Here is a 16514-nt window from a genome sequence, read left to right as displayed (position 1 = left end):
CAAAGCATCCTTATACAGCAGGATTAATCAAATCAATTCCAAGATTAGATGGTAAATCTCATAGATTAACACCAATTGAAGGAAATGTACCAGATCCATTCAGTTTCCCAGAAGGGTGTAAGTTTGCAACAAGATGTCCATTTGCAACAGAAGAGTGTTGGTCTAAAGAACCACAATTAGAAGATATAAAAGATGATAATCATACAGTAAGATGCCATAGATGGGATGAAATAGACTTAAAAGCAGAGTAGGAGGTGAAGATTATGTCAGATACGATTTTAAAGGTAAGAAATCTAAAGAAACACTTTCCAATTAAAGGTGGAATCTTTGGAAAGGTAGTAAACTCAGTTAAAGCGGTAGATGGATTAAACTTTGAAGTAAAGCGTGGCGAAACCTTAGGTTTAGTAGGAGAAAGTGGTTGTGGTAAATCTACAACAGGTCGTCTGTTACTAAGACTTTTAGAAGCTACAGAAGGTGAGGTTATCTTCGAAGGTAAGAATATCTATGATTTAAATAAAAAAGAGATGAGAAGTTTGCGTCGTGAGATGCAAATGATCTTCCAAGATCCTTATGCTTCATTGAATCCAAGAATGACAATTGGAGAAATAATTGCAGAGCCAATGAAAATCCATAAGATAGCTACAGGAAAAGAAGCAAAAAGAAAGGTAAAAGACCTATTAGAAAGAGTAGGTTTACAACCAAACTATGCAAGTAGGTATCCTCATGAATTTAGTGGTGGTCAAAGACAAAGAATAGGAATTGCTAGAGCTTTGGCAGTAGATCCAAAGATAATAGTCTGTGATGAACCGGTATCAGCACTTGATGTATCTGTACAAGCACAGGTAGTTAACTTAATGCAAGATTTGCAAAAAGAGCTAGGATTGACCTATATCTTCATTGCTCATGACTTAAGTGTTGTACGCCATATCAGTGATAGAGTAGCAGTAATGTATTTGGGAAGAATGGTAGAACTATCAAGTAAAGATGAACTATATAACAATCCAAAGCATCCTTATACAAAGGCATTACTATCAGCGATTCCAATTCCAGATCCAGAACAGAAAAGAGAGAAGATAATCTTAGAAGGTGATGTTCCAAGTCCGATTAATCCACCAAGTGGATGTCCCTTCCATACAAGATGTCCTTTTGCAACAGATAAATGTAAGACAGAAGTGCCACAGTTTGAAGAGAAAGATGATGGTCATTTTGCAGCTTGTCACTATGCTGATGAAATTTAATCATAAAAAGAAAGAACAATCTTGAGATTGTTCTTTCTTTTTATCTGATAAAAGGTGTTGACAAATAAGATTTTTTTGAGTATAATTATCAATAGAGAAGAATAATTATAAATTAGAAGTTAGTATTATTAGTAGAGTAGATATAAGTTATAAGTGATTAGATTTGAAGAATAATATGAGTAGTTTAGAAGTTGAGTAGAATAAATAAATATAATGCAATAACTAATTAAAAGAGTCTCTTTTAATTAGTTAAATTAGTTATATATACATATAATTGTTATTATATTTTGGATGTACTGGACTCTAAACTATTAAATTAGTTTGGAGTATTTTTATTTTTTGAGTATAATGACTTATGTTTGTCTTGTTATAAGGTTATTGAATTTCTTTATAGTAATTTTATTATAAAGAATAAAATAAAATAAAAAAAGAGAAATGAGGAGGAAGAAGTATAATGAAAAAAAGTATTATAGTTTTTTTGTTAATTAGTTTATTAGCTTTTCTAGCAATAGGATGTGCTAATACTAATGAAGCTAAAAAAGAAGTAGTAGAGAAAGAAGCTCAAAAAGAGGTTTCAGAGGAAAATAAGTATGGTGGAACTTTAATTTATGGACGTGGTGGTGACTCAGTTGGATTAGATCCAGCAAATGTTACTGATGGAGAATCACTAAAAGTAACAATGCAACTTTTCGATACTTTAGTTGATTATGAAGAGGGCAGCACAAAAGTAATCCCATCTTTAGCAAAAAGTTGGGAAGCTTCTGAAGATGGATTAGTATGGACTTTCCACTTAGAAGAAGGAGTTAAATTTCACGATGGAACAGACTTTAATGCTGAAGCTGTTGTATTCAACTTTGAAAGGTGGATGAACAAAAATCATCCATATCACCAAGGAGAATTTGAATATTGGGGATATATGTTTGGAGGATTCCCAGGTCTTCTTAATAAAGTAGAAGCTGTAGATGAATATACCGTAAAAATTACATTAAATAAAAAATCTGCTCCATTTATTTCAAACTTAGCAATGGCACCTTTTGCTATTTCAAGTCCAACAGCAGTTAAAAAATATGGAGAAGATTATTTCAAGCATCCAGTAGGAACAGGTGCTTTCAAGTTTAAAGAATGGAAGCGTGGAGATAGAATTGAATTAGTTAGAAATGAAGAATATTGGAAAGGTAAAGCTTATCTTGAAGGGATTGTTTTCAGATCTATTCCAGATAATACTGCTCGATTTATGGAATTACAATCTGGTACAATTGATATGATGGATGGAGTTAATCCAAATAGTGTACCACAAGTTAAATCAGATAATAAGCTTAAATTGACTTTAAGACCTAGTATGAATGTTGGTTACTTAGCTATGAACTTTGATAAGAAGCCTTTTGATAATAAACTAGTTAGAAAGGCAATTAATCATGCTATTAATAAAGAAGAGATTATTCAAGCATTATATGCAGGATTAGCAGAACCAGCTAAGAATCCATTACCACCTTCTTTATGGGGATATAATGAAGATGTAGATAAATATGAGTATAATCCAGAAAAAGCAAAGGAATTACTAGCTGAAGCTGGTTATCCAGATGGATTTAAAACAACACTATGGGCAATGCCTGTACCAAGACCATATATGCCGCAACCTAAGTTAATTGCTCAAGCTATTCAAGCAGACTTGAAGAAGATAGGGGTTCAAGCTGAAATTAAAAGTTATGACTGGGGTACTTACTTAGATAAGGTTGGAAATGGTGAACATGATATGTGCTTAATGGGATGGACTGGAGATAATGGTGATCCTGATAACTTCTTATATGTATTATTAGATAAGGATAATGCAGTTAAAGGAAGTGCAGGAAACTATGCTTTCTATAGAAGTGATGAGCTACATGATCTATTAATCAAAGCTCAAACTACAATGAATAGAGCTGAAAGAACTAAGCTATATAAAGAAGCTCAAGAGGTTGTTCATGAGGATGCTCCTTGGGTACCAATGGCACACTCTACTCCACCGATTGCTCTTAAAAATAAAATAGAAAACTATGTACCAAGCCCATTAGGAATTGAACATTTAAATGGAGTTTGGAAGAAGTAATTATAACAATAGATAACTATTGTTCAGCCTTAAGTGAAGACTTAAGGCTGAATAATTTATTTTTAGCTTATAATTGGTAATTAGTGATTAATAACTAATTTTTTTAATTATTAATCACAAATTACTAGTTATTAAATTATAGAAGGGAGTGTAGTTAATAAATGTTTAATTATATAATCCGCCGATTATTATTATTAGTTCCTATTATAATTGGTGTATCTATAGCGGTATTTTTAATGATTCATTTGATTCCTGGAGATCCTGCTCAAATTATGCTTGGTGAGAGGGCAAATCCTACAGATGTAGCTAGATTAAGAGAGGAAATGGGGCTGAATGATCCTTTATATGTTCAATACTTTACTTTTGTAAAACAGTTAGTAAAGGGAGATTTAGGTCGTTCAATATTTAGTAATGAAAAGGTGTCTGTAGAGTTGTTAGAAAGGTATCCTGCTACTATTGAATTGACTATATTTAGTATGCTGTTTGCTGTTTTAATTGGTGTACCAGCAGGTATTATATCGGCTACTAAAAAATATTCATTCTTTGATTATTTAAGCATGTCCGGAGCTTTAGTAGGGGTATCAATGCCAATATTTTGGTTAGGACTAATGGTAATTTGGTTGTTCGCTTTTAAATTAGGTTGGTTCCCTCCTTCAGCAAGATTGAGTGTGGGAGTAGAATTGAATAATATAACTAATTTTTATGTCTTAGATAGTATATTAACAGCTAATTGGGTGGCTTTAAAAGATTCATTATGGCATTTGGTTTTACCTGCAATATCATTGGGTACAATTCCTATGGCTATTATTGCGAGAATGACACGTTCTAGTATGTTGGAAGTTTTAAGTAAAGATTATATTAAAACTGCTTATGCTAAAGGATTAAGTCAAAAAGTCGTTATTTATAAACATGCTTTAAGAAATGCATTAATTCCAATTATAACAGTTATTGGACTTCAATTTGGAGTATTATTAGGTGGAGCGGTTATGACTGAAACAATTTTCTCTTGGCCTGGAGTAGGTAAATATTCCTTTGATGCTATTATGGCAAGAGATTTTCCAGTAGTTCAAGGTTCAATATTAGTTTTAGCAATTACCTTTGTTTTTGTTAACTTAGCAGTAGATTTATTATATGGAGTTATTGATCCTAAGATACATTACAATTAAATAGCTGATAGTCAGTTGATATTAACTGTTAGCTAGAATACAAGGAGGGATAGAATGGAAAGTACTCAAGCACAATTAGAGAATAAAACAATTGAAATAGAGGAAAAAAGCAGTGGATTGTGGGTAGAGGCTTGGAAACGGTTAATTAAAAATAAGACTGCTATGTTTGGTTTAGGGATTATCTCTCTTTTAATATTAGCAGCTATTTTATCGCCTTTTTTGGCACCTTATAATCCAATAGAAACAAATATTTTACAAAGATTAAAAGCACCTTCTGGAGGACATTTATTTGGAACTGATAATTTAGGTCGTGATATTTTAAGTAGAATTATCTATGGTTCTAGAATCTCTTTACAAGTAGGTATTATATCAGTTAGTTTGGCTTTGGTATTAGGTGTTGGTTCTGGAGTTATTGCTGGTTATTATGGTGGTAAGATTGATACTTTAATTATGAGGTTAATGGATATTATGTTGGCCTTTCCTAGTATTTTATTAGCTATTGGAATTATGGCTATTTTAGGTCCACAGCTAAGTAATGCTATGATTGCTATTGGTATTGTTAATTTACCACGTTTTGCTAGAATTATCAGATCTTCTGTTTTAAGTGTGAAAGAAGAAGAATATATAGAAGCAGCTAAATCTTTAGGAGCCAATGATTTTACAATTATCATGAAACATGTGTTGCCTAACTGTTTAGCACCTTTAATTGTTCAATCAACATTAAGTATTGCTACTGCGATTTTAGAAGCAGCAGGATTGAGTTTTTTAGGTTTGGGAGCTCAACCTCCAACTCCTGAATGGGGAGCTATGTTAAGTGCAGGTAGAGCATCGTTACAGATAGCACCCTGGGTAGTAGCTTTTCCTGGGATTGCAATTATGATTACGGTATTAGGATTTAACTTATTTGGTGATGGATTAAGAGATGCCTTAGATCCTAAGATGAAGGATTAATAAATTAGTCACTAACTATTGGCTAATAGCGTAAAGATTAAAAGAATTAAGCTAGTAGTCAAGCATTAATAGCTAGCAGCTAATAAGTACTAACGGAGGTGAGAAGATGAGTGAAAAAATATTAGAGGTAAAAGATTTAAAGACACATTTCTTTTTAGATAAAGGAGTAGTAAAGGCTGTAGATGGTGTTAGCTTTAGTATTAATAAAGGTGAAACCTTAGGGATTGTAGGTGAATCTGGTTCAGGTAAGAGTGTAACTTCAGCATCAATTATGCAATTAATCCCGACCCCACCAGGAAAGATAGTAGGTGGAGAGATAAATTTTAAAGGTGAAAACTTATTAGAAAAACCGATGCGTGAGATCAGAAAGATTAGGGGTAATGAGATTTCAATGATCTTCCAAGAACCAATGACCTCATTAAACCCAGTATATACAGTTGGAGATCAGATTGCAGAAACAATTCAATTACACCAAGATTTAGATAAAAAAGCTGCTTTAGAAAAAGCAGTAGAGATGTTAGAGAAGGTAGGAATACCTTCGCCGGAAAAGAGAGTTCATGATCATCCTCATCAAATGAGTGGTGGTATGAGACAGCGTGTAATGATTGCTATGGCTTTGGCATGTAGTCCAGACTTATTAATTGCCGATGAGCCAACAACAGCTTTAGATGTAACAATTCAGGCTCAAATTCTTGAATTAATGAAAGAGTTAAGAGATGAATATAACACAGCAATTATGTTAATTACCCATGATTTAGGTGTGATTGCAGAAGTAGCTGACAAAGTAGCAGTTATGTATGGTGGTAGAGTTGTAGAATATACAGATGTTAAGACCTTATTTAAGAATCCAAAGCATCCTTATACAGCAGGATTAATCAAATCAATTCCAAGATTAGATGGTAAATCTCATAGATTAACACCAATTGAAGGAAATGTACCAGATCCATTCAGTTTCCCAGAAGGGTGTAAGTTTGCAACAAGATGTCCATTTGCAACAGAAGAGTGTTGGTCTAAAGAACCACAATTAGAAGATATAAAAGATGATAATCATACAGTAAGATGCCATAGATGGGATGAAATAGACTTAAAAGCAGAGTAGGAGGTGAAGATTATGTCAGATACAATTTTAAAGGTAAGAAATCTAAAGAAACACTTTCCAATTAAAGGTGGAATCTTTGGAAAGGTAGTAAACTCAGTTAAAGCGGTAGATGGATTAAACTTTGAAGTAAAGCGTGGCGAAACCTTAGGTTTAGTAGGAGAAAGTGGTTGTGGTAAATCTACAACAGGTCGTCTGTTACTAAGACTTTTAGAAGCTACAGAAGGTGAGGTTATCTTCGAAGGTAAGAATATCTATGATTTAAATAAAAAAGAGATGAGAAGTTTGCGTCGTGAGATGCAAATGATCTTCCAAGATCCTTATGCTTCATTGAATCCAAGAATGACAATTGGAGAAATAATTGCAGAGCCAATGAAAATCCATAAGATAGCTACAGGAAAAGAAGCAAAAAGAAAGGTAAAAGACCTATTAGAAAGAGTAGGTTTACAACCAAACTATGCAAGTAGGTATCCTCATGAATTTAGTGGTGGTCAAAGACAAAGAATAGGAATTGCTAGAGCTTTGGCAGTAGATCCAAAGATAATAGTCTGTGATGAACCGGTATCAGCACTTGATGTATCTGTACAAGCACAGGTAGTTAACTTAATGCAGGATTTGCAAAAAGAGCTAGGATTGACCTATATCTTCATTGCTCATGACTTAAGTGTTGTACGCCATATCAGTGATAGAGTAGCAGTAATGTATTTGGGAAGAATGGTAGAATTATCAAGTAAAGATGAACTATATAACAATCCAAAGCATCCTTATACAAAGGCATTACTATCAGCGATTCCAATTCCAGATCCAGAACAGAAAAGAGAGAAGATAATCTTAGAAGGTGATGTTCCAAGTCCGATTAATCCACCAAGTGGATGTCCCTTCCATACAAGATGTCCTTTTGCAACAGATAAATGTAAGACAGAAGTGCCACAGTTTGAAGAGAAAGATGATGGTCATTTTGCAGCTTGTCACTATGCTGATGAAATTTAACTTAAAATTCTTTTCTACTAAAATTATATCATAGAACAAATAAATGTTAGTAAATATTTATATAATATTGATATTGAATTATAATCATCAAAATTAAGCCTATTAAGTGTTGACAAGGTATAGCAACTGTATTATAATTATAAAAAATATCGTATATTTATACAAATGGTTCTGTTTGGAAGTTTATTTTATAGTAGTTAAGTAATTTTTTAATTGAAGATAATTTTATCTTATTTAAGTAATAAAGTAACTTATGTTTGTATATTAATTAATGCTATTAAAATAAATTTTAGGCTCAGTAGGGATATGATTAATCAGAGGAGGTCAATCGAATGAGTAGTTTAGTAGAAGAGTATGGATTATATGACTTGACCAAGAAGGAAAGGGTGATTTATTTAGCTAAAAAGGATCCTTTTTTAAAGGTAGAAAGGATTTCTCAATTAGCTGAAACTACCTCTCATTATGTGAGAACTGTTTTATCAGAGGCTAATCTATCACTAACCAAGTTAAGAAAGCAATATGTTAAAAAGTTGGAAGATAAGAAGGATAAGAACAAGTTGTTGTTAGATTTATTAAATGTAAATCAATTAGGAAATTTAGACTTATTGGTACATAATAATACTGTTCTAAATAAGAGAAATAAGTATAATGATATTATAGGTGAGAAATCTAATTTTTTAGAAAGAACAATATTATTTCAAGACCAGAATGTACCTATTATGGTTAATACAACTATTGTTTCTGAAAATGTAGGATTAAATGATTTTGAAGAGTTAGAGAATAGAGCGGATACTTATTTTTCTGAAAATAGAATTCGAGCTGAGGTAAGCGATTCAAACTTAGCAGAACTATTGAATGTTAGTTCTGGTTCACCTGTATTGACATTGGAGAAAGAGATTTTTGTCTCTGAAGAATTAATCGGCTTAGATTTAGTTTATTTTATTCCAGGGGAGATAGAGCTTTTATTAAAGGTTAATAATGACCAAATAACAGTTATTAACTGTGAGAGTAATCTGTAGATAATAAGTAAATTAAAAAGCAGCAATTATTTTAAAATAATTGCTGCTTTTTTATATCTGAATTATAGTCTGTTTTGCTTTGTAATCATTATTTCTTTAAGTTATAGGCAATATTTTTTGACAATTGTATAATATTATAATAAAATTAATATCTGAGTTGTTTTCTAAATTTTAATAAATGACTTATGTTTGTCACTGATTAAATTTTAAGAAATTATCATAATAAAGCAAATAAATACTAAAAATAAATACATAATAAATAACAAGGAGCATTCCTGTAATAAATAAATATCTAGATAGACAAAAAGAGCACCTCCTGATATAATACGGGGTATCTAAAAGATCCCTAAATAAAAAGGAGGTACTCATAAAATGAATTATAATCGAAATCGTAAAATAATGCAAGTAAAAACTTCAACTTTAGTGATTGGGGTTGATATTGCAAAGAAAAAGCATGTTGCAAGAGCTCAAGATTATCGTGGTATTGAATACGGAAAAGCGTTAGCTTTTCAAAATTCAAAAGAAGGATTTGATAACTTTTCAAAGTGGATGTTTAAATTAAAAGATCAATATGAGAAAGAAGATATAATAGTTGGAATGGAGCCAACAGGTCATTATTGGTTGAATTTAGCTCAACTTTTAAGATGCAAGGAAATAAAGTTGGTATTAGTCAATCCAAGTCATACAAAGAGAAGTAAAGAGTTAGATGATAATTCTCCGACAAAGAATGATAAGAAAGATGCTAAAGTAATAGCTCAATTAGTTAAAGATGGGCGCTATTCAGAGCCTAATATACCAGTTGGTGTTTATGCTGATGTTCGTGTAGCAATGACCCATATGGAAAGATTAAATAAAGATTTACAACGGGTAGTAGGAAAGATACATCAGTTTATTGATAAGTATTTTCCTGAATATTTAACAGTATTTAAAGGTTGGGATGGAAAGGCGTCTTTAGTTACACTAAAGACATTTCCTCTGCCGTCTGAAGTAGTAAAAATGACACCAGAAGAAATAGTTTCAATTTGGAAGAAAAAAGTTAAAAGAGCAGTTGGAATAAAACGAGCTAAAAAGCTTATAAGAGCTGCTGAAAATTCAGTAGGTTTAACTGAAGGAGCTGAAATAGCAAAGTTTGAATTAAATTATTTCTTAGATCAATATGAAAATATAACAAATCAAAGCGAAGAATTAACCAATAAAATAGAAGAGTTATTAAAGAAAGTACCAGGTTCAGAATCAATGTTAAGTATCAAAGGGGTAGGAATAAAGACAGTAGCAGGATTTATTTCAGAAGTTGGAGATATAAATAACTATGAACATCCACGACAAATACAAAAGCTAGCAGGGTTGAATTTAATGGAAAATAGTTCAGGCAAACATAAGGGAAGAACTTGTATTACTAAAAGGGGAAGAGCTAAATTGAGAGCTTTACTATATAGAGTGATGCTGCCTCTGGTAGCAAAGAACGAAGAGTTTAAAGCACTTCATGAATACTACACAACTCGCTCTGAAAACCCTTTGAAGAAAAAGCAATCCCTAGTAGCTTTATCATGCAAATTAATTAGAGTATTATTTGCCTTATGGAAAAAGCAAGTGAAATATGATAGTGAAAAATTATTTAGAGATATTAAGCGTTCAAATTTACAGGAAGCTGCTTAAAGATATTTAAAGTAAATTATTGGAATGTAAATTTTATAATATAAATCAATTATTTATGTTTGTTTTTCTTAGAGTAAGTACTTTGAAAAAGGAAGACTGGAAGAGCTGGAATTAATTTTTTCAATACGGGCATAGACCCTGACAAGGAGCATATCCAGCCTCCACCCATGGATAGGTAGAACGAAGGAATGTAGGGACATAGATCCTGGGAGATATGGGAGGTTAAACTACCATGGAGATGTGGAGTTCCAATAAGCGACCATATTTTTTAAAATAATTGTTAAGTTTTTGGGGTTAGTTTATCCTTTCAATTCCAAATATTAATTGGTTTTAATAATTAAATCCATATTCCTTTTTTATAAGAAAACGAAATTCTAAGAATGAATGAGCATGAGTGAGATAAATTTAATTTATAGAGGGAGGTAATTTTAGTAATGTTTAAGAAATTAATTAGTATTATTGCAATTACACTTATATTGGCTTTTACTGTTGTAGGTTGTGGAGGAAATCAAGAAAGCAAGCAAGAAGAGCCTAAAAAAGAAAAAAATGAGGTTACTAAAGTAAGTGAAGAAGATAAATATGGTGGAGTATTTGAAGGAAGGATATCAGCTGATCCTCCAACATTAGATCCAGCTCATGGAACTGATAGTACATCTGCTAAAGTTATTAGAAATGTTTTTGATGGTCTAGTTGAATTCAATAAAGATTTAGAAATTGTACCAGCTATAGCTAAGAGTTGGAAGGTTAGTGATGATGGATTAACTTGGACCTTTGATTTAAGGGAGAATGTAAAGTTTCATAATGGGAATAAAGTAACAGCTGATGATGTTATTTATTCTTTTACAAGACTTTTAGATCCTAAGACAAAATCACCACGTGCATGGTTATTTGAAGGGGTTGAAGGTGCGAAATCTTTTCAAGAGGGCAAAGCAGAGAAAGTTACTGGATTAAGGGCAACTGATGATTATACTGTAGAAATTAAATTAACTGAGCCCTTTACTCCATTTTTATCTGTTTTAGCTATGGAAAATGCAGCAATTGTTTCTAAAGATGCAATTGCAGAATATGGTGAACAGTTCTCTCAAAATCCAGTAGGTACTGGTCCTTTTAAGTTTGTCGAGTGGAAACATGATAGCAAGATTGTATTAGAGAAGAATGAAGATTATTATCTAGATGGTCGTCCCTATTTAGACAAACTTCTTTTCAGAATTATTTCGGAGGGTACTTCTGCTTTTGCAGAGTATGAACAGGGAAATATTTATCAAATAGATTCTGATATTCCAGATGGGCAAATGTCAAGAGTACTAAATCCTGATGGAGAATTTGCTGATGAATTTAGGAAAGTAACTAGATTAGGAACTTATTACTTTGGATTTAACGTTCAACAAGAGCCATTTAATAATAAGAAGGTTAGAAAAGCAATTAACTATGCAGTTAATAAGAAGGTTATTGCTAATGTTCTTAAAAATGGTCTTGTAAAACCTGCACATGGTATTTTGCCACCAGGTATGCCAGGTTATAATCCAGATTTAGAAGGTTATGAATATGACCTTGAAAAGGCTAAACAGTTATTAGCTGAAGCTGGATATCCAGACGGATTGCCTGGAACTTATGAACTATCATATAATACTGCTAAAGCCCATCAGAGAATTTCAGAAGCTGTTCAAGCTAGCTTGAAGAAAATCGGCATTAATGTTGAGCTAATGAGTATGGATTGGGGTACTTATATCCAAAAAGTAGACAATGGAGATACAGAAATTTTTAGGATGGCATGGATTGCTGACTATCCAGATGCTGATAACTTCTTACATGTATTATTCCATTCTGATAACTTTGGATCAGGAGGAAACTATTCTTTCTACAAAAATGAAGAAGTTGATAAGATGTTAGATAAAGCTCGTGCTATGAAACCAGGTCAAAAAAGAATTGAGTTATACCAAGAAATAGAAAAGAAAATAATGGATGATTCGCCATGGGTTCCAGTATATTATTACACAACTCCAGTATTGGTTAAACCATTTGTTCATAATTATGTAATGACTGGTCAAGATGAATTATCCTTTACAGATGTTTGGTTAGAACCAAAATATCAATAAAGAAAAAAGTTCCAAAGTACTTAAGTGCTTTGGAACTTTTTTATAAATTTACAAAAATATAAAAACTTGATAAATTAGTTTGACTTTGTTATAATTATAAACGAGAAGAGAAGGAGCACAAAGCTAAATAAATAAGAAAACTCTAAAATTAGTAGTTTAGTAGCTAGTATAATATCAAAATATAATAATTGATTTTTAAGTATATTATTATATAATAATAATCATTTAGCGTAATTCTAAACTATTGGTTTAGAATTATTTTATTTTTTGGGAATATAAAGTACTTATATAAGTAATCTACAAAAGTGTTAATATTTTTATTTATTTGATAATATATATAGCTATATATATTATATAAATATTATTTAGTAGTTAAGAAATTATTTAATTTAAATTTGAGGAGGAAGAAGAGAGATGAAGAAAAGAAATTTATTTATTTTAATGCTATCATTTCTGATGGTGTTTGTTGTTGCTTGTGGTAATAATAAGACAGCTGATAATAATGCAAAATCAAAAGACAAAGTAGAGAATGTAAGCCAGATCAGTGAAAAAGATAAATATGGTGGTACTTTTAAAGGGCGTGTAAAGTCTGATCCCCCAACATTAGATCCAGCTCATTCAACTGATACTACATCTAGTCGAATTATTAGAAATATTTTTGATGGATTAGTTGCTTTTGATAAAGATCTAAACGTAGTTCCAGCTATTGCTAAAAGTTGGGAAGTAAGTGACGATTCATTAACATGGACTTTTAAGTTGAATAAAGGAGTTAAATTCCATAATGGGAGAGAAGTAAAGGCTGATGATTTTGTTTATACCTTTACAAGGATTTTAGATCCAAAGACTAAATCACCACGTGTATGGTTATTTGATGGAATTAAAGGTGCTAAAGAGTTTAGTGATGGAAAAGCTGATAAAGTAAGTGGTTTGAGAGCTCTTGATGATTATACGCTTGAAATTACATTAGCTAAACCTTTTACTCCATTTTTATCAGTATTAGCGATGGAGAATGCTTATGTAGTTCCTAAAGAAGAGGTAGAAAAATATGGTGAAGAATTTGCTCAACATCCAGTTGGAGCAGGACCATTTAAATTTGTAGAATGGAAGCATGATAGTAAGGTTATATTAGAGAAGAATGAAGATTATTATGTAAATGGTCGTCCTTACTTAGATAAGGTTGTTTATAGAGTTATTCCAGAAGGATCTTCAGCTTTTGCTGAATATGAACAAGGTAGTATTTATCAAGAAGTTGATGATGACTTGCCAGCTGGACAAATTAAAAGAATAATGGATCCGACTGGTGATTTTGCTGAAGATTTCAGTAATATTGCTAGATTAGGAACATTCTATATTGGTTTAAATACTCAAAAAGAACCATTTAATAATAAGAAGGTAAGACAGGCAATTAACTATGCAGTAAATAAAAAAGTTCTTACACAAGTAGTATTGAATGGTGTAGTAAAACCTGCTAAAGGTATATTACCTCCTACAATGCCAGGATATAATCCGGACTTAGAAGGATATGAATTTAATATAGAAAAAGCTAAGAAATTGTTAGCAGAGGCAGGATATCCAGACGGATTGCCAGGAACTTATGAGTTAGCTTATAATACAAGTAAGAAGAACCAAAGTATTGTTGAAGCTATCCAATCTAATTTGAAGCAAATTGGTATCAATATAACATTGATGAATATGGATTGGGGTACTTATATTAAGAAAGTGGACAATGGAGAAACACAAATGTTTAGATTAGCATGGATTGCAGATTATCCTGATCCAGATAACTTCCTATATGTATTGTTCCATTCTGACAATGCAGGTCCAGGAGGAAATGGTGCATTTTATATGAATAGTGAAGTTGATCAAATGTTAGATAAAGCTCGTGCTATGAAACCAGGGAAAGAAAGATTAGCATTATATCAAAAAATTGAAAAACAAATTGTTGATGATGCACCTTGGATTCCAGTTTATTACTATACTGCACCTATTTTAGTTAAACCATTTGTTCATAATTATGTATTTACAGCTCAATCTGCATTACCTTTAACAAATGTATGGTTAGAGCCACAATATCAATAATATATATTAAAAAGTAGTCAGATTTAATCTGGCTGCTTTTTTCTTTTTGCTCTAAAATCAATGTATAAAATGGCATAAGTTAGGGATAATACATTGTAGATAAGCAGTATGATAAAAGGAGTGAAAAGAATGAAGATGGAAGAATTAACGAAAAAAGAACAGATTATTAATTTTGCTAGGCATGATCCCTTTCTTAAAATCAGTGATATAGCTAAAAATGTAGAAACTACCCCTAGATATGTTAGAACGATATTATCAGAAGCTAATATTTCTTTGATGGAGTTAAGAGAGAAGTATGCTCGCAATATGGAGGAACGTTTGGCAGTAAAGGGTAATAACTTACAAAAGGCAACAGTACGTTTATTAAGAGAAGATGGTGAGGTTAATGTTAGTGAGGTTAGTTTGCAAAGGATATCAAATCTAGAGAGTAAAGAATTAGTAAAGACTAATCCCGAAGAAGAGTTATATAAGATTGTTCAGAAAAAATTATTAGATAGCCATCCATATAGTGTACAGGAAATTATCACTTACTTAAGTCCTGATATCAATCAGGAAAGAATTGCTGATTTAAATTCTTTATATGAATTATTCGGTAATAAAGGCGTTGATGGTTTTAAGTTCAGAAGTAATGTATTACAAGTAGAAAGATTTAATCCAATGATGGCAAATGAATTAGGGTTAAAAGAGGATGATCCTATTATAAGAAGTCAAAGAATGATTTTAATTGATAAGATGCCAATAGGTATAGAAAACTTCTATTTTGATGCTAATAGTATTCAATTGGTCTTTCCTGGTGAATTAGTAGTTTAATAGGCTATGGGTATTAGATGATAGGCGCTAGGAAGATCAATACCTTAAATCTTATTACCTATCCCCTATCTCCTAGAGTACTATTGACTTTTATACTTTGTATGTTATAATTATATAAGAAAAGCCGAGGTGGCGGAATTGGCAGACGCGTAGTGTTGAGGGCGCTATGGTCTATTGACCGTGTGGGTTCAAATCCCACTCTCGGCACCAATAAAATCAATTGAGAATGGATAATGGATATTTAAATTCAAAAAATAAATTAATATTACTTATAATTAGTGTTGAATAATTGTATATTTTTTGTCGGTGGTTGGGCGACGAATGGTAGACTAAAATTTCATAGAAAAAACTTAGAAACATACTCCAGATAATGGGGTATGTTTTTTATTTTATAAAGGGTAAGACAAAGTTAGTTTACTCTTTAGGATTTATTTTTACCTTTTCTACAAGAGAATAAGAAGGTATTGTCAAACTTCTAAAGTGTTGATATATAATTTTTAAATAGTCTGTACATTCTACTATAGGAATAATATATTAAATATCAGAAATAATACTATTGATCAGTTGATATATATTATTGTTCTATAACAGAGGGAGTTAAATAATATGATTCTAAATCTAATTATCAAAACTATAATAGCCTATTTCTTATTACTCTTCTTAAGTAGAGTAATAGGGAGAAAGATAATTGCTCAGATGACATTTTTTGATTTTGCAGTTGGTATCACTGTAGGAACAATTACTGGTTCTATAGCTATGGGGTCAAAGCCTACTAGTTTATCAGCTTCTATTGTCTTGATTATTTTAGCTTTGTTAGTTCTTTTAACTGATTATTTGCATTTGAAAAGTTATTTAATTAGAAAATACTTTAATTCCGAGCCAGTAGTGTTAGTCAAAAATGGAAAAATAGTTGAAGAGAATATGAAGAAAACTCGTTATACTATTAATGATTTAATGATGCAATTAAGAAAGAAGAATATCTTTGATATAGGTGATGTTGAATTTGCTATAGTAGAGATTGATGGTAAAGTTTCAGTTCAAGCAAAATCACAAAAACAGCCTGTTACACCACAAGATTTAAATCTATCGACTTTATATAAAGGATTGACTAAAGATCTTATAATTGATGGGAAAATAATGAATGAAAATTTAGGTGATGCAAAATTAGATAGAAAATGGCTGATTAGAGAGCTTTCAAATAAAGGTATTGATGATATTCAAAGAATTTTTTATGCAGGTTTAGATACATCAGGTAATCTCTATGTCTCTCTAAAGCAACATAAAGAGGAAACAGAAGGTGAATATGGACTAGAGTAAATATAAAAAT

Annotated in this window: 13 protein-coding genes and 1 tRNA gene; all 14 read left to right on the top strand. The window is 31.5% G+C overall.

Annotated elements, in window-relative coordinates:
* Window positions 1-251, top strand: a 251-nt coding sequence (locus OREMA_RS17605) for an oligopeptide/dipeptide ABC transporter ATP-binding protein (RefSeq protein WP_040657395.1), incomplete at its 5' end; no start/stop codon positions are given.
* Window positions 252-263: 12 nt separating this feature from the next.
* On the top strand, window positions 264-1238 hold the full coding sequence (locus OREMA_RS0109755) for an ABC transporter ATP-binding protein (RefSeq protein WP_018249074.1): 975 nt from the start codon (window positions 264-266) through the stop codon (window positions 1236-1238).
* 454 nt (window positions 1239-1692) lie between these two features.
* The gene (locus OREMA_RS0109750; protein WP_018249078.1) at window positions 1693-3324 is read left to right on the top strand and encodes an ABC transporter substrate-binding protein; all 1632 of its coding nucleotides are present in this window, start codon (window positions 1693-1695) and stop codon (window positions 3322-3324) included.
* 161 nt (window positions 3325-3485) lie between these two features.
* A complete protein-coding gene (locus OREMA_RS0109745) occupies window positions 3486-4490 on the top strand; it encodes an ABC transporter permease (protein ID WP_018249077.1) in 1005 nt (334 codons plus the stop codon).
* 54 nt (window positions 4491-4544) lie between these two features.
* A complete protein-coding gene (gene nikC, locus OREMA_RS0109740; RefSeq protein ID WP_018249076.1) occupies window positions 4545-5441 on the top strand; it encodes a nickel transporter permease in 897 nt (298 codons plus the stop codon).
* Between the two features lie 106 nt (window positions 5442-5547).
* Window positions 5548-6540 carry an ABC transporter ATP-binding protein gene (locus OREMA_RS0109735; protein WP_018249075.1) on the top strand — a complete coding sequence of 331 codons (993 nt, stop codon included), beginning with the start codon at window positions 5548-5550 and terminating at the stop codon, window positions 6538-6540.
* A 12-nt stretch (window positions 6541-6552) separates the two neighbouring features.
* Window positions 6553-7527 carry an ABC transporter ATP-binding protein gene (locus tag OREMA_RS0109730; protein WP_018249074.1) on the top strand — a complete coding sequence of 325 codons (975 nt, stop codon included), beginning with the start codon at window positions 6553-6555 and terminating at the stop codon, window positions 7525-7527.
* A 332-nt stretch (window positions 7528-7859) separates the two neighbouring features.
* Window positions 7860-8546, top strand: coding sequence for a GntR family transcriptional regulator (locus OREMA_RS18380; RefSeq protein ID WP_018249073.1), 687 nt, complete (start codon window positions 7860-7862; stop codon window positions 8544-8546).
* Between the two features lie 372 nt (window positions 8547-8918).
* A complete protein-coding gene (locus OREMA_RS0109720) occupies window positions 8919-10202 on the top strand; it encodes an IS110 family RNA-guided transposase (protein ID WP_018247242.1) in 1284 nt (427 codons plus the stop codon).
* Window positions 10203-10636: 434 nt separating this feature from the next.
* Window positions 10637-12298: an ABC transporter substrate-binding protein gene (locus OREMA_RS0109715; RefSeq protein ID WP_018249072.1), complete on the top strand. Its 1662-nt coding sequence runs from the start codon at window positions 10637-10639 to the stop codon at window positions 12296-12298.
* A gap of 414 nt (window positions 12299-12712) precedes the next feature.
* Window positions 12713-14377, top strand: a complete 1665-nt coding sequence (locus tag OREMA_RS0109710) for an ABC transporter substrate-binding protein (RefSeq protein ID WP_018249071.1) — start codon at window positions 12713-12715, stop codon at window positions 14375-14377.
* A gap of 129 nt (window positions 14378-14506) precedes the next feature.
* The gene (locus OREMA_RS0109705; RefSeq protein ID WP_018249070.1) at window positions 14507-15187 is read left to right on the top strand and encodes a hypothetical protein; all 681 of its coding nucleotides are present in this window, start codon (window positions 14507-14509) and stop codon (window positions 15185-15187) included.
* 123 nt (window positions 15188-15310) lie between these two features.
* Window positions 15311-15397, top strand: a tRNA-Leu gene (locus tag OREMA_RS0109700).
* Window positions 15398-15793: 396 nt separating this feature from the next.
* Window positions 15794-16504: a DUF421 domain-containing protein gene (locus tag OREMA_RS0109695; RefSeq protein ID WP_018249069.1), complete on the top strand. Its 711-nt coding sequence runs from the start codon at window positions 15794-15796 to the stop codon at window positions 16502-16504.
* Window positions 16505-16514 lie beyond the last annotated feature (10 nt).

Origin of the sequence: Orenia marismortui DSM 5156 (genome assembly GCF_000379025.1) — a bacterium.
GTDB classification, from domain to species: Bacteria; Bacillota; Halanaerobiia; order Halobacteroidales; family Halobacteroidaceae; genus Orenia; species Orenia marismortui.
Note: the sequence above shows the minus strand (reverse complement) of the source record. Positions and strands in the feature narration are given on the sequence as shown.

What these genes read in the sequence shown, in the direction of transcription:
- OREMA_RS0109710 (WP_018249071.1), top strand. Translation starts at nt 12,713, where the DNA reads ATGAAGAAAAGAAATTTATTTATTTTAATGCTATCATTTCTGATGGTG.
- OREMA_RS0109750 (WP_018249078.1), top strand. Translation starts at nt 1,693, where the DNA reads ATGAAAAAAAGTATTATAGTTTTTTTGTTAATTAGTTTATTAGCTTTT.
- OREMA_RS0109720 (WP_018247242.1), top strand. Translation starts at nt 8,919, where the DNA reads ATGAATTATAATCGAAATCGTAAAATAATGCAAGTAAAAACTTCAACT.
- OREMA_RS0109735 (WP_018249075.1), top strand. Translation starts at nt 5,548, where the DNA reads ATGAGTGAAAAAATATTAGAGGTAAAAGATTTAAAGACACATTTCTTT.
- nikC (WP_018249076.1), top strand. Translation starts at nt 4,545, where the DNA reads ATGGAAAGTACTCAAGCACAATTAGAGAATAAAACAATTGAAATAGAG.
- OREMA_RS0109705 (WP_018249070.1), top strand. Translation starts at nt 14,507, where the DNA reads ATGAAGATGGAAGAATTAACGAAAAAAGAACAGATTATTAATTTTGCT.
- OREMA_RS0109745 (WP_018249077.1), top strand. Translation starts at nt 3,486, where the DNA reads ATGTTTAATTATATAATCCGCCGATTATTATTATTAGTTCCTATTATA.
- OREMA_RS18380 (WP_018249073.1), top strand. Translation starts at nt 7,860, where the DNA reads ATGAGTAGTTTAGTAGAAGAGTATGGATTATATGACTTGACCAAGAAG.
- OREMA_RS0109695 (WP_018249069.1), top strand. Translation starts at nt 15,794, where the DNA reads ATGATTCTAAATCTAATTATCAAAACTATAATAGCCTATTTCTTATTA.
- OREMA_RS0109730 (WP_018249074.1), top strand. Translation starts at nt 6,553, where the DNA reads ATGTCAGATACAATTTTAAAGGTAAGAAATCTAAAGAAACACTTTCCA.
- OREMA_RS0109755 (WP_018249074.1), top strand. Translation starts at nt 264, where the DNA reads ATGTCAGATACGATTTTAAAGGTAAGAAATCTAAAGAAACACTTTCCA.
- OREMA_RS0109715 (WP_018249072.1), top strand. Translation starts at nt 10,637, where the DNA reads ATGTTTAAGAAATTAATTAGTATTATTGCAATTACACTTATATTGGCT.